Raw genomic sequence first — 12,594 nt, forward strand, 5'->3', positions numbered from 1 at the left:
GTGTACGGGGGCGGCGCCGCCGCAGTACGCGCCGGCGCCGCCCCCGTACACCCCCGCACAGCCTCCGTACGCCCAGGCCCCGCCGCCGCCTCAGCAGGCGGCGGCCGGCCCGGACTTCCTGGCCGTCGACAAGCGCAACGCGGTCGTCGTCGACGCGTCCGGCGTCGCCTTCGAGACCTCCGGGCTCTCGATCGAGTTCCGCTGGCCCGAGATCCGCAGCGTCCACTACCAGGCGAGCCCCAACGGCAAGGCGCTGATGGTCGCCGTGATCCACATGGACGGCAGGTTCTTCGAGTGCGTGGTGGAGGCCAGGCCGAGGTCGCGACTGCAGGAGTGGTTCCCGCAGCTGGCCTGGGTCCTCGGCCACTACCGTCCGATGGGATAGGGGCCGCTACGGCAGCCCGTGCACATGCGGCCCCACCGCGCCGGACCACGCGTTGCCGGCCGTCGCGTCCCAGTTGGTCGACCAGGTCATCGCGCCCCGGAGGTCCGGATACGTCCGGGGCGGCTTGAAGGAGCCGCAGCCCGAGCCCTTGGCCAGGCAGTCCAGGGCGCTGTTCACCACGGACGGTGCCACGTACCCGCTGCCCGCCGCCCGGGTCGAGGCCGGCAGGCCCAGGCCGACCTGGGACGGGGCGAGGCCGTTCTCCAGCTGGATGCAGGCCAGGGCGGTGAGGAAGTCGACGGAGCCCTGGCTGTAGACCTTGCCGTCGCAGCCGAGCATGGAACCGCTGTTGTAGTACTGCATGTTGACGACCGTGAGGATGTCCTTGATGTTCAGGGCGGTCTGGAAGTAGGAGTTCGACGTCGACTGCATGTCGATGGTCTGCGGCGCCATCGTGATGATCAGCGACGAGCCCGCCTTCGCCGAGAGCGAGCGCAGCGCCTGCGTCATGTACGTCGCGTTCAGGCCGTTCTCCAGGTCGATGTCGACGCCGTCGAAGCCGTAGGTCTGCATCAGGGAGTACACGGAGTTCGCGAAGTTCGCCGCCGACGTCGCGTCGTTGACGGTGACCGTGCCGCGTTCACCGCCGACCGAGATGACGACCTTCTTCCCGGCCGCCTGCTTGGCCCTGATGTCCGCCTTGAACTGGTCGACCGTGTAACCGTTCAGCCCGGCCGAGTCCAGGGTGAAGGTCACCGCGCCCGGCGTCGGGCTCGCGTCCGCGAAGGCGACGGCGATGATGTCGTACGGGGACGGGACGTCGGCCAGCTTCTGGACCGTCGCGCCATTGTTGAAGTTCTGCCAGTAGCCCGTCACCGCGTGCTTCGGGAGCGCGGGACCCGGGCCGTTCGGTTTGTTCGTGGTCCCCGTCACCGCCGCCGACTTCGGCGACTCGCCCGCCGCGTTCGTCGCCGTGACCTGGAAGGAGTAGGACGTCGAGGCCGCGAGGCCGGTCACCGTCGCCGAGGTGCCGGAGACCGCCGTGACCTTCGTGCCGTCCCGGTAGACGGTGTAGCCCGTCGCTCCCGAGACGGCGTTCCAGGCCAGGGACACCGACGAGGACGTGGTACCCGAAACGCTCAGGCCGCCCGGCGCGGCCGGGACCGTGGGGCCCGGGTCCGTGCCGCCGCCCCCGTCGGGGCCGAACACGGACACGTCGTCCGCGTAGTACGCCGCCTGCCCGTACCAGCCGTGCGTGTACACCGTCACCGAGGTCGTCGACGAGCCCGTGGTGAAGGTCGTCGACAGCTGCTTCCAGGAGGCGGAGTCCGGTGTCCAGGTGGACACGTCGGTCGTGCCCGTGCCCGAGGCACCGAGGTAGGCGTAGCCGCCCCGGACCCAGGCGGACAGGGTGTACGTCGATCCGGGCTTCACCCTGACCGTCTGGGCGCACCGGGCGTTGTCCTGCCCCGCCGGGGTCGCCTTCAGCGCTGCCGTGCCGGTGCGCACCGGGGAGGAGACGGTCGTCCCGCTGCCCGCGGAGCAGGTCCAGTCGCTCAGGCCCGACTCGAAGCCGGCGTTCCTGGCGTTGTTGACGTCGGCGGCGGACGCCTGGCCGACGGTCGTGACAGTGAGGGCCAGGGCCGCCGTGAGGGCGCCCGACCACAGCCGCAGGGATCGTCTGTGTCTGGACATGACAAGAAAATGGTCCAGACCAACAACACTGTCAAGAGGTCCAGACCAACCGGTCCAGCAGCAGCCCCACCGCACACCCCGCCAGCAGCACGCCCGTCGACATCCACAGCGCCGGCCCCGCCGGGTCCAGCACACCCGGCCGCAGCGCCAGCAGCAGCACCTGCGCCGCCGCCGGAACCGCGCACGCCGCCGCCAGATGCCGCACCGGCGTCTCCCGCCACGGCTCCGGATGCACCCGCGCCGCCGCCCAGGTGGCGAGCGCGACGCACACCAGGTTCGGCAGATGCACCAGCGCCAGCGCGGCACCGAACGAGCCGACGCCCCGCGGGCCGACGAGAGGGCCGTACACCAGCGTCATCTGGACGTACTCGCTGACGACGAGGACGACGATGCCGACGGCCCAGCAGCGGACGAGCGCCATCAACCGCTCCCGGAGATCTCGACGTAGAGGAGGACCGCGAAGCCCAGCGCGGCCATGCCGCAGCCCGCGACGAGGGCGAGCGCCTGGAGCACCGGGGACCAGCTGCCCCTGCCCGCCACCGTCGCCGTGCCCCGCGGATCGCGCGGGTCGTAGGTGACGGTGACCCGGGTGCCCTCCGTCGTCGACCGGCCCGCCAGGTCCTCGAACTCGACCGGCGTGCCGTCGGCCGTACGGAAGGCGAAGAAGTGCCGCCGGGCGTCCGAGCGCTGGTACGGCTCCGTCTCCACCCGGACGCACTCGCCCTGCGCCCGCACCCCGCGCCGCAGCACCCGCGCCACCGTCACCAGCCGCCGCGCGTACCTCCACGACAGCGCGCCGAACAGCGCCACGAGCAGCGCGAGGACGACGTAACCGGCGCCCGGCACCTCCATGGCTAGTGCACCTCGACCGAGTCGATGATCCGGTCCAGGTCCCCGTCCGGCAGGGACCCCTGCTGCGCGTCGACCCGGATCGCGAAGGCGGTGTCGGCCGAGTCCAGACCGGCCAGGATCACGCCCTCGACCGGGGTGCCCTTCGGCGGGCCGCCGTCCTCGCCGGTCGCCTTGAAGGTGAAGTCGATCCGCTTGGCCTCCTCCGCGCCGGCCAGTTCCACATCCTTCTGGCCCTTGACGTCCGCGCCCATCTGGATGCCCGCCTCGGCGGCGATCGCGGCCTGCTCGGCGGAGTTCGCCTCCGTGAAGCCGAGCTGCACGGTGATGACCGAGACCTTCCTGCCGCCCTCCGTGCGCACCGCCGCGGCCGCGTTGTGCTTGCCGCGCTCACCGGCGCTCTGCTCCTCGTACCCCTTCGGATACGAGACGTCGACGCCCTTGGTCTTCAGGGTGCCCCAGCCGTCGGGCACCGAGCCGGCGTCGGAGCCCCCGCAGCCGGTCAGGGCCACGGAGGCCGTCAGCAGGGCGGCGGCCAGGAGGGCACGGCGGGTCTTCATCGGCTTTGACTCCGTCTCGTCAGTTCGCACAGTAGCTGTAGGGAAGATAGGACCGGCCGTTCCCGCGGGGCGCCCCCAGGAACCGGGCGTCGGTCAGCGTCTCCGACTTCTTCTCCGTGCTGATCGTCATGCCCAGACTGAGCCCGAGGTTCAACTCGAAGCCGTACTCGGCCGCGTTCACCTCGCCCGTGTACGTCATCCGGCTCGACCTGCCCTTGTCGAACATCAGCTGTCCGAAGGGGTCGTCGGCGCCCGGCCGGGCCGTCGGCGCGTGGTCGTCGAACATGTACTGGAAGGGCGTGGCGACCTGCTCGTTGTTGCTGTCCAGCCACCGCTCGGCGACCGCCCGGTCCGCGTCGCCCGCCGGGCCGGGGTCGAAGCTGACGGAGTTGGTGACGATCTCGATGCCGGTCCGCGAGTCCGTGCCCTTCATGCCGGCGCTCCCACCCCGCTTGTCGCCGTCCTTCTTGCCGTTGTCACCGCCGGCCTTGGCGCCGTCCTTCTGGCCGCCCTCCTCGACGGTCCGGGTCATGTCGACGCGGACCAGCTTGCCGGTCCCCTTGTCGTAGGTGACCGTGATGGTGCCGGTCTGCGTCGTGTTCGCCGCGTACTCGCCGCTGAGCGGGCCCGCCTCGTAGCCCACCTTGGAGCCGTACTCGATCGACGAGGAGTAGGTGTACGACTTGGTGTTCTTGTAGGCGTTGTCCGTCCAGGTGACGTCGGGGGAGTACTTGAAGGTGCCGCCGAGCGCGGCGCTCAGCTTCTTCTCGTCGCCCGCCGAGATCTTCAGGCCCGCCGACGCCGACGCCTCCAGGCCCACCTTCCCGTAGGTGATCTGCCGGTTGTCGCCGAGGTGCTCCTCGATCCGGTTGCGGGTGTCCTCCTCGTCCTTGAGCGGGCCCTTCCCGAAGAGGTAGGCGATGCTGTCGCCGAGGCTCGCCTCCGCACCGCCCGGCATGGTCCGCCGCATCTCGTACATCTGGAGCTTCTCCACGTCGTCCCGGAACCGCTGGGCCTCCTCGGGGCTCTCGAAGACCCAGGTGTCGCCGTTGGTGACCTTGATGCCGAGCCCGAGCTCCACCTTGTCGGCGCCGAAGCGGCCCACCTTCATACCGGGCTTGAAGTCCTTCTTCGCGGCGACGGACGCGGCGTCCGTGAAGGTCAGATAGACCAGCTGGTCCTTGCCGTCGACCGTGCCGTCGCCGTTGACGTCCGTCTTCGCCTTGATGTGCTGCTCCTGGAAGCCGTACTCCTTGCCGATCTCCCAGAAGAAGATCTTCGCCTTGGAGCCCGCCTTGTCCGTGACGGAGGAGACCTGGCACAGCGCCGGCTCGAAGTCGGCGTCGGTGAGGGGCTTGCCCGGCCCGGGCCCGCCCGGGGCGCAGGTGCCGTCACCCACCACCCTGCACACCTGCGCGGCGATCCTGTCGTAGATCAGCTGCCCGACGCCGGTGGCCGAGACGGCGAGCACGATCGCCGCGCTGACCACGACCATGCCGAGATACTCGGTGCCGGTCGCGCCGCGATCGTCGAAGACCGGTCTGTGTCCGTACGTCCGTATGCCACCCCCGCCGGCCATACGGCACCCCTCCTCACCCGAACCACGTACCTGTGGACGGTGAGAGTAGGTACGCGCCCCGGCGGGAGGCGTGGGTCTCAGGGCCCAAACAGAGGCCCACCGTCAACACTGGGCCCTCCGGGACCACCGGCCGGGACCACCCGAGCCCCCGCCCGCGACCGGCAAGATGCTCAACCTGCCCCGTTTTGGCGCATCTTGTGCAACGACAGTTGCACCTCAGCTACACAAACGCTGTTCTCCGGTCACAGAGCCGTGGATACAGTGCTGAGGTAGTCACGCAGTGAAGTCACCACGGTGGGCCGCAGTGACAAGGCGGCGCGCCGACGGGCATGGGGAAACGGGGAGCTGCGCGTGCCAACTGCCATTGCCGTGACCAGTGCCGACATGGCACTGCCGCCACAGGACGAACGCACCCTGCCCGCCGTCGTGCTGCGGGACGTCGACCGGCGCCCGCTGGAGCAGGCCCTCGCCGACATGCAGGCTCTGGTCGAGCACCACGGACATGTGATCGTGGTCTGCTCCCAGGCCGCCCCCACCGCCGTACAGCGCCGGCTGTACACCCTGCGCGCCCTCATGGAGAGCGACCGGATCGCCCTCTTCCATCCCGATCTGCCCCCGCTCGGACTCGCCGTCCTCGCCCGCCAGTTACGCCAGCTCGCGTCCTGCGACATCAGCCCCGGCGTGCTCGCCTCCGCCGGGCGGCTGCTCGTCCACTACATCCACGCCGGGGCGCTGCTCAACTCCGTCGCCCGGCTCGACCGGGTCCCCGTCGGCCTGAAGTCGCACGCCAAGTCCTGGGTGCCCGGCAGCCAGTTCGGCGTCCTCGCCCACCCCGAGCCGCAGCTCGTCAGGATCACCCCCGAAGCCGCCCTGCCCGGCCCCGAGTTCGGCACCTGGATGCTGGTCGCCAAGGGCCAGCTCCAGTCCGACTGGGTCACCGGCACCCTCGCCCCCTCCTGGAACGTGCAGGGTCTGCGCGAGACCGCGCTCCCGGCCGAGTCACCGGGCTGGTGGGGCACCGGCAGGCTGATCGAGTTCTGCAGCTACCTGCCCGACCTGTCGGTCCTCTACCAACTGGTCACCTCCGTACGGCGGACCCGCTGCCACTGGTGCGGCATCGACGTCATCGGCGACCGCTGCGTCTTCTGCTCGGCCACGCCCCCCGTCCACGACAGCCCGCACAAGCAGCTCGAGAACCGAACGGCCGTCGGGTGAGGTCTCACAGCCCTGGCACCGCTCGTCAGCACCGCTCCGATCCCGCTCGACCGATATCCCCAACGAGGTTGTACGGTTCATGAACTCCCGTCAGCGCCGCGGCGTGATTCTCCTGCTCCTGTCGGTCGTCTGCGCCCTCGGCGCCTTCGCCGGCGTGCTGTCCGTCATCAGCGACGTCAAGTCCAAGGTCGGCCCCGAGGTCACCGCCTACCGGCTCAAGTCCGACGTACCGCCCTACACCACCCTCAGCACGGGCCAGTTCGAGAAGATCAAGATGCCCGAACGGTGGCTGTCGGACAACGCCGTCACCGACCTGCGCGAGATCCAGGGCAAGATCGCCGTGACCACGCTGCGAGCGGGCTCGCTGCTCCAGTCCGACATGATCGTCCGCCAGCCGGCCCTCCAGCCCGGCCAGCAGGAGGTCGCCATCATGATCGACGCGGCGACCGGCGTGGCCGGCAAGATCACGCCCGGTTCCTCGGTCAACGTCTACGCCACCTTCGAGGGCAAGCGCGAGAGCGACCCCGACCAGTCGAAGATCATCGTGACCAACGCCAAGGTCCTCGACGTCGGCGAACTCACCGCGCTGAAACCGGACGAGAACAACCGCACCCAGCAGCCCACCGACGCCGTCCCCATCACCTTCGCGCTGTCCGCCCGGGACGCCCAGCGCCTCACCTACGCCGAGTCGTTCGCCCAGCGGGTCCGCCTTGCCCTCGTCGCGCCCGGCAGCGACACCACCGTCCCCGAGCAGGACCGGACGTACGAACTCGCGAAGGACAAGTGAGAGGCTCGCATGCCCACGAGGATCCTCCCGGCAGTCGGTGACGCGGACGCGGTCCGGTCGATCACGACGCTGCTCAGCCAGCTCCCGGACGCCGAGCCGGTGGCCCCGGTGGTCGACTCCACCCAGCTCATCGACACCCTCGCGCGGCTGGCCGCCGAGTCCGTCGACGAACTGCCCGAGGTCGTGGTGGTGCACGAGCGGATCGGCCCGGTCCCCGCGCTGGAACTGATCCGCGAAGTGGCCCTGCGCTTCCCGGCCGTCGGCGTCATCCTCGTCACCTCCGACGCGAGCCCCGGCCTCTTCCAGGCCGCCATGGACTACGGAGCCCGCGGCCTGGTCGCCCTGCCGCTCAGCTACGAGGAACTCGCCAGCCGCGTCCAGGCGGTCGCCCAGTGGTCCGTCGGCGTCCGACGGCACCTGGGCGCCGGCGGTGACGTGTTCACCGGCGTCGGCGGCACCGTCGTCACCGTCAGCGGCGCGAAGGGCGGCACCGGAGCCACCCTGACGGCGATCCAGCTGGCCCTGGCCGCCCAGGCCTCCGGCCGCAGCACGGCCCTGGTCGACATGGACCTCCAGACCGGCGACATCGCCTCCTACCTGGACGTCCAGTTCCGCCGCTCCGTCGTCGACCTGGCCGCCATCAACGACATCTCCCCGCGCGTCCTGGCCGACGCGGTCTTCCGCCACGACACCGGACTGGCCCTGCTCCTCGCCCCGGCCGAAGGGGAACGCGGCGAGGACGTCACCGACCGCGCCGCCCGCCAGATCGTCAGCGCCCTGCGCTCCCGCTACGAGGTGGTCGTCATCGACTGCGGCGCCCAGCTCGGCGGCGCCGGAGCGGCGGCCGTGGAGATGGCCGACCGGGCCCTGCTCGTCACCACGCCGGACGTGGTCGCCGTCCGGGGCGCCAAGCGGGCCGTACGGATGTGGGACCGGCTCCAGATCCGCAAGGCCGAGGAGACCACCGTCGTCGTCAACCGGCACAGCCGCGGCACGGAGATCCAGCCGCCCCTGATCCAGCGGATCACCGGCACGACGGTCGCGGCCACCGCGATCCCCGCCAACTTCAAGGAACTCCAGAGCGTCGTGGACGCGGGCCGCATCCACGAACTGGAGAACAAGAGCTCGGTGAAGCAGGCCCTGTGGGGCCTGGCCGGCGAACTGGGGCTGGTCAAGGTTCCCGAGGGCGCACAGAAGGCGGGCAGGTTCCGGGCCGGCGACCGGGGGTCGGTGAGCTTCCGGCGGCGGAAGGACGGAGGGGGATGAGGATGCCCAGGTCTGCGAGACAGCGGGACGACGGCCAGGTCACCATCGAGTTCCTCGGCATGATGCCGACGATCATCGTGACGCTCATCGCCCTGTGGCAGGCCGTCCTCGTCGGCTACACCTTCATCCTCGCGGGAAACGCCGCGGACGAGGCGGTACGGAAAGCGACGGCGGCGGAACCGGGCGCGCGGCTGGCCGCGTGCGAGACGGCGGGACTGAAGCACCTGTCGGAGGCCTGGCGATCCGGTGCCGAGGTGACCTGCGGCGGCTCCGGCTACGTCACGGCCGACGTCACGCTCCAGGTGCCGATCCTCTTCCCGGGCACGCTGTCCGTCCCGATCCCGGTCCACGGCCACGCCGGCGCGGTCGAGGAGGCGGACTGAGATGCCGAACACGCGCAGGGACCGCGGCCAGGTCGCCATCGAGTACATCGGCTTCCTGCCGATCCTGCTGCTCGTCGCCCTGGCGGCCGTACAGCTCGGCCTGATCGCCTACACGGCCCAGCAGGCCGGCACGGCGGCCCGGGCGGGGGCGCGCAGTGCGTCGCTGGAGGGGCCGTACGAGGCGGACTGCCGGGCGGCGGTGAGCAGTTGGCTGGAGGTGAGGGGGTGCACCCCCTCCTACGGCGCGGACGAGGTCACCGTCACGGCCACCGTGGAGATCCCGTCCCTCGTGCCGGGCTGGACGTTCGACCCGGCCGTCAAGACCGCCACGATGCCGCGCGACCACTGATCGGAGCACCGGACCCATGAGCCTGCGAGCACGCATCAACTCCCCGGAGGAGAACGGAAACCGGGGCGAGGACGGCCACATGGTCGCCTCCTACCGGGCCAAGCTCCTGGAGGAGATCGACCTCGCGGAGATGAGTTCGCTGGCCGCCGCCGAGCGCCGGGCGCGGCTGGAGCGGGTGCTCGGGCACATCATCAGCCGCGAGGGCCCGGTCCTGTCGACGGTGGAGCGCTCGCAGCTGATCCGCAGGGTGGTCGACGAGGCCCTCGGCCTGGGCATCCTGGAGCCGCTGCTGGAGGACGCGTCCATCACCGAGATCATGGTGAACGGCCCGGACGCGATCTTCGTGGAGCGCGGCGGCCGGGTCGAGCAACTGCCCCTGCGCTTCGCCTCCAACGACCAGCTGATGCAGACGATCGAGCGGATCGTCTCGACGGTCAACCGGCGCGTCGACGAGTCGAACCCGATGGTCGACGCCCGTCTCCCCTCCGGCGAACGCGTCAACGTGATCATCCCGCCCCTCTCCCTGACGGGCGCCACGCTCACCATCCGCCGCTTCCCGCGCTCCTTCACGCTCCAGGAGCTGATCGGCCTGGGCTCGCTGGACGAGCACATGCTGTATCTGCTGGCGGGCCTGGTGCAGGCGAAGTTCAATGTCATCGTCTCCGGCGCGACGGGCACGGGAAAGACGACCCTGCTGAACGCGCTGTCCGGGCTCATCCCCGAGGGCGAGCGCATCATCACCATCGAGGACTCCGCCGAACTCCAGCTCCAGCAGCCCCACGTCATCCGCCTGGAGTCCCGCCCGCCGAACGTCGAGGGCAAGGGCCAGATCACCATCCGTGACCTGGTCCGCAACTCCCTCCGGATGCGCCCCGACCGCATCGTCGTCGGTGAGGTCCGCGGCGGCGAGTCGCTGGACATGCTCCAGGCCATGTCGACGGGCCACGACGGCTCCCTGGCCACCGTCCACGCCAACAGCGCGGAGGACGCGCTGATGCGGTTGCAGACCCTGGCGTCCATGTCGGACGTGGAGATCCCCTTCGTGGCGCTGCACGACCAGATCAACAGTGCGGTCGACGTCATCGTCCAGCTGACCCGGTTCGCGGACGGCGCCCGCCGCATCACCGAGGTCGCGCTGCTGGACAGCCACGGCAGCGACCCGTACCGCCTGGTCACGGTCGCCCGCTTCCACGCGCAGCCCATGACGCCCGACGGCCGTATCCACGGCGTCTTCGAGTACTTCCCGCTTCCGCGCCGCACCGCCGACCGCCTCTACATGGCGAACCAGCCCATCCCGCAGGCCTTCGGCATCGCCCGGTCCGCGGAGCAGCTAGCCACCCGAGAAGCCAGGTAGGACCGACCGATGGAACTGCACACGCTCATCACGCTCACCACCGGCATCACTCTGCTGACCTGCGTCCTCACGGTGGCCGGCCTGCACTCCTACGCCATGGGCAAGGCGCAGCGGCAGGCACTCGTCGACCGCCTGTCCGCCACCGGCCAGATCGCGGTCGGCGGCCGGCGCCGGAACTTCCGGGGGATCGACCGCCGCCTGCGGCGCACCAAGCTGGGCAAGAAGCTGGAACTGCGCCTGGCGGCCACCGGCCTGGACATCACTCCCGGCGAGTTCTTCGTCTACATGCTCGCCACGGTGGCGGGCCTGTGGCTCATCGGCCAGGCGGCCCTGGCCCCGTTCTTCGGCCCGCTGGCCGGACTGCTGGGCATCGGGGTGGCGGTCCAGTTCCTCAACTGGCAACGCCAGAAACGCATCGAGAAGTTCATCAACCAGCTCCCCGAGATGGCCCGGATCCTCGCCAACGCGACGCAGGCGGGTCTCGCCCTGCGCACCGCGATCGGCATGGCCGCCGAGGAGATGGAGGCGCCCGCGGGCGAGGAACTCGGCAAGGTCTCCGCCCAGCTGGCCGTCGGCGCGTCCATGGACGACGCCCTGAGCGAACTGGCGGACCGCCTCCCCTCCCGCGAACTGGTCGTCCTGGTCACCACACTCGTCCTGTCGAACCGGGCGGGCGGCCAGGTGGTCAGCGCGTTGCGGAACCTGACGGAGACGCTGGAGGAACGCAAGGAGACAAGGCGTGAGGTCCGCACGCAGCTCTCCCAGGTCAACATGACGTCGTACGCCGTCCCGGTCCTGGGCGTCGGCTCGCTCTTCCTCATGAACGGGGTGAAGGACGGCGCCCTGGAGCGCATGACCGGCTCCGCCTTCGGCCAGGCGGCGGTCATCATCGCCTTCTCCCTCTACGCCGTCGGCTTCGTCCTCATCCGCCGCCTGTCCCGCATCGACGTCTGAAGGCCGGAGGCACACCATGGGACTGCTCCTCGCCCTGCTGACGGGCCTCAGCGTCTGGGGCATCTTCGCCGGCATCCGCATGTACCGCGCCGAGGCCAAACTCCCCAGCGACCTCGCCCTGGCCCTGGAGGTCGGCTCCACCCGCACCGGCGCCGTCGACTCCCTCATCGACCGCATGGGCATGCGCTACGCCCCCGCGGTGCTGCGCCTGATGGGCCCCAAGCAGGTGGCCAAGTACCGCCGCAAGATCGACCTGGCGGGCAACCCCGGCGGCCTGACGATCGACCGCTACGCGGCCCGGCGGGCGGTGTACGGAGCTCTGGGCGGGGTGGGTTTCCTGGTGTTCCTCATGCGGGGCCAGCTCCTGGTGGCCCTGCTGCTGCTCGCCTTCGGCGCGTTCTGGACGGAGGTCGGCATCTGGTCGGCGATCCGCATCCGCAAGGACGTCATCGAACGGACCCTGCCGGACTTCCTGGACGTCCTGGCGGTCGTGGTCAGCGCGGGCCTCGGCTTCCGCCAGGCGCTGGACCGGGTCGCGTCGAAGTACGAGGGCCCCTGGGCCGACGAACTGCGCATCACCCTCCGCCAGATGGACCTGGGCATGAGCCGCCGCCAGGCCTTCACGGAACTGCGCCGCCGCAACGACTCCGAGCAGGTGGCGATGTTCGTGACGGCGTTGCAGCAGGGCGAGGAACTGGGCGCGCCGATCGTCGACACGCTGGTGGCCCTCGCCAAGGACATGCGGCGTACGGACGCGCAGAACGCCCGCCGCAAGGCCGCGCGGGCCGTTCCCAAGGCCACGATGATGATCACGACCTTCATGGTCCCGGCCACGATGCTCCTGCTCGGCGCCGGCCTGATCCTCGGGTCGGGCACGGACTTCGGCTCGGTCACGGGCAAGTAGGAACGGGGGCGACGGTATGTCGATGACAGGGGAGCGGACGGGGCTGCTGGGGCGACGCCGCCGCCGAGCCGAGCAGACACCGGAGATCACGACGCCCCCGGCGGGCACGGTGCTGCCGGCGCACGTCCGCACGGGCGCGCCGGACGTACCGGTGACGTCGGCGACGCCTGCGCTGCCGCCGGGCTGGGAGGCGGTGGGGGGCGAGCCGACGCTGCGGATCAAGGGGGGCGGCGGGCGTCCGGACCCGATGCCGATGCCGCCGGCCGCGGCGAACGGGCAACCGTCAGGGCAGGCGCCACGCGGCCCTGAAGGAC

General features: G+C 70.7%; 14 protein-coding genes and 1 pseudogene. 10 read left to right on the forward strand and 5 right to left on the reverse strand.

Annotated features, from left to right (window positions below; genetic code table 11):
* On the forward strand, positions 1 to 385 hold a 385-nt coding region (locus CCL05_RS39715), incomplete at its 5' end, for a hypothetical protein (protein ID WP_244204557.1).
* A gap of 6 nt (positions 386 to 391) precedes the next feature.
* Here the strand turns inward: CCL05_RS39715 and CCL05_RS39720 are convergent.
* From CCL05_RS39720 to CCL05_RS39740, 5 genes are read right to left on the reverse strand one after another with little or no spacing between them, the layout of a single operon-like run.
* Entirely contained in the window at positions 392 to 2,080 is a 1,689-nt protein-coding gene (locus CCL05_RS39720; RefSeq protein ID WP_086565463.1) for a chitinase, read from the reverse strand.
* Between the two features lie 31 nt (positions 2,081 to 2,111).
* Positions 2,112 to 2,501 (reverse strand): hypothetical protein, encoded by a 390-nt coding sequence (locus CCL05_RS39725; RefSeq protein WP_086565464.1) that lies wholly within the window; start codon positions 2,499 to 2,501, stop codon positions 2,112 to 2,114.
* Entirely contained in the window at positions 2,501 to 2,932 is a 432-nt protein-coding gene (locus CCL05_RS39730) for a DUF3592 domain-containing protein (protein WP_086565465.1), read from the reverse strand. Before CCL05_RS39730 ends, CCL05_RS39725 begins: the two co-directional genes overlap by 1 nt.
* 2 nt (positions 2,933 to 2,934) lie before the next feature.
* The gene (locus CCL05_RS39735) at positions 2,935 to 3,489 is read right to left on the reverse strand and encodes a hypothetical protein (RefSeq protein WP_086565466.1); all 555 of its coding nucleotides are present in this window, start codon (positions 3,487 to 3,489) and stop codon (positions 2,935 to 2,937) included.
* Between the two features lie 19 nt (positions 3,490 to 3,508).
* Complete coding sequence (locus CCL05_RS39740; protein WP_086565467.1) at positions 3,509 to 5,068, reverse strand: hypothetical protein; 1,560 nt, start codon at positions 5,066 to 5,068, stop codon at positions 3,509 to 3,511.
* A gap of 384 nt (positions 5,069 to 5,452) precedes the next feature.
* On the opposite strand from CCL05_RS39740, the gene CCL05_RS39745 reads away from it, so the two are divergent.
* From CCL05_RS39745 to CCL05_RS46730, 9 genes and pseudogenes are all read left to right on the forward strand, one after another.
* Positions 5,453 to 6,283, forward strand: a complete 831-nt coding sequence (locus CCL05_RS39745) for a hypothetical protein (protein WP_086565476.1) — start codon at positions 5,453 to 5,455, stop codon at positions 6,281 to 6,283.
* A 79-nt stretch (positions 6,284 to 6,362) separates the two neighbouring features.
* The gene (gene cpaB, locus CCL05_RS39750) at positions 6,363 to 7,070 is read left to right on the forward strand and encodes a Flp pilus assembly protein CpaB (protein ID WP_086565468.1); all 708 of its coding nucleotides are present in this window, start codon (positions 6,363 to 6,365) and stop codon (positions 7,068 to 7,070) included.
* A gap of 9 nt (positions 7,071 to 7,079) precedes the next feature.
* The gene (locus tag CCL05_RS39755) at positions 7,080 to 8,336 is read left to right on the forward strand and encodes a CpaE/TadZ family protein (RefSeq protein WP_086565469.1); all 1,257 of its coding nucleotides are present in this window, start codon (positions 7,080 to 7,082) and stop codon (positions 8,334 to 8,336) included.
* A 2-nt stretch (positions 8,337 to 8,338) separates the two neighbouring features.
* A complete protein-coding gene (locus tag CCL05_RS39760; protein WP_425275979.1) occupies positions 8,339 to 8,719 on the forward strand; it encodes a pilus assembly protein in 381 nt (126 codons plus the stop codon).
* Position 8,720: 1 nt separating this feature from the next.
* Entirely contained in the window at positions 8,721 to 9,068 is a 348-nt protein-coding gene (locus tag CCL05_RS39765; protein ID WP_086565471.1) for a TadE/TadG family type IV pilus assembly protein, read from the forward strand.
* 16 nt (positions 9,069 to 9,084) lie between these two features.
* Positions 9,085 to 10,422, forward strand: a complete 1,338-nt coding sequence (locus CCL05_RS39770; protein WP_086565472.1) for a TadA family conjugal transfer-associated ATPase — start codon at positions 9,085 to 9,087, stop codon at positions 10,420 to 10,422.
* Positions 10,423 to 10,431: 9 nt separating this feature from the next.
* Positions 10,432 to 11,376, forward strand: coding sequence for a type II secretion system F family protein (locus CCL05_RS39775; RefSeq protein WP_086565473.1), 945 nt, complete (start codon positions 10,432 to 10,434; stop codon positions 11,374 to 11,376).
* 16 nt (positions 11,377 to 11,392) lie between these two features.
* Positions 11,393 to 12,280 (forward strand): DUF5936 domain-containing protein, encoded by an 888-nt coding sequence (locus CCL05_RS39780; RefSeq protein ID WP_086565474.1) that lies wholly within the window; start codon positions 11,393 to 11,395, stop codon positions 12,278 to 12,280.
* 22 nt (positions 12,281 to 12,302) lie between these two features.
* Positions 12,303 to 12,594, forward strand: a pseudogene (locus CCL05_RS46730) (hypothetical protein); the annotation flags it as partial.

Source organism: Streptomyces africanus, from assembly GCF_002150735.1.
GTDB lineage: Bacteria > Actinomycetota > Actinomycetes > Streptomycetales > Streptomycetaceae > Streptomyces > Streptomyces africanus.

What these genes read in the sequence shown, in the direction of transcription:
- CCL05_RS39780 (WP_086565474.1), top strand. Translation starts at nt 11,393, where the DNA reads ATGGGACTGCTCCTCGCCCTGCTGACGGGCCTCAGCGTCTGGGGCATC.
- CCL05_RS39730 (WP_086565465.1), bottom strand. Translation starts at nt 2,932, where the DNA reads ATGGAGGTGCCGGGCGCCGGTTACGTCGTCCTCGCGCTGCTCGTGGCG.
- cpaB (WP_086565468.1), top strand. Translation starts at nt 6,363, where the DNA reads ATGAACTCCCGTCAGCGCCGCGGCGTGATTCTCCTGCTCCTGTCGGTC.
- CCL05_RS39745 (WP_086565476.1), top strand. Translation starts at nt 5,453, where the DNA reads ATGGCACTGCCGCCACAGGACGAACGCACCCTGCCCGCCGTCGTGCTG.
- CCL05_RS39725 (WP_086565464.1), bottom strand. Translation starts at nt 2,501, where the DNA reads ATGGCGCTCGTCCGCTGCTGGGCCGTCGGCATCGTCGTCCTCGTCGTC.
- CCL05_RS39760 (WP_425275979.1), top strand. Translation starts at nt 8,339, where the DNA reads ATGCCCAGGTCTGCGAGACAGCGGGACGACGGCCAGGTCACCATCGAG.
- CCL05_RS39770 (WP_086565472.1), top strand. Translation starts at nt 9,085, where the DNA reads ATGAGCCTGCGAGCACGCATCAACTCCCCGGAGGAGAACGGAAACCGG.
- CCL05_RS39775 (WP_086565473.1), top strand. Translation starts at nt 10,432, where the DNA reads ATGGAACTGCACACGCTCATCACGCTCACCACCGGCATCACTCTGCTG.
- CCL05_RS39765 (WP_086565471.1), top strand. Translation starts at nt 8,721, where the DNA reads ATGCCGAACACGCGCAGGGACCGCGGCCAGGTCGCCATCGAGTACATC.
- CCL05_RS39740 (WP_086565467.1), bottom strand. Translation starts at nt 5,068, where the DNA reads ATGGCCGGCGGGGGTGGCATACGGACGTACGGACACAGACCGGTCTTC.
- CCL05_RS39720 (WP_086565463.1), bottom strand. Translation starts at nt 2,080, where the DNA reads ATGTCCAGACACAGACGATCCCTGCGGCTGTGGTCGGGCGCCCTCACG.
- CCL05_RS39755 (WP_086565469.1), top strand. Translation starts at nt 7,080, where the DNA reads ATGCCCACGAGGATCCTCCCGGCAGTCGGTGACGCGGACGCGGTCCGG.
- CCL05_RS39735 (WP_086565466.1), bottom strand. Translation starts at nt 3,489, where the DNA reads ATGAAGACCCGCCGTGCCCTCCTGGCCGCCGCCCTGCTGACGGCCTCC.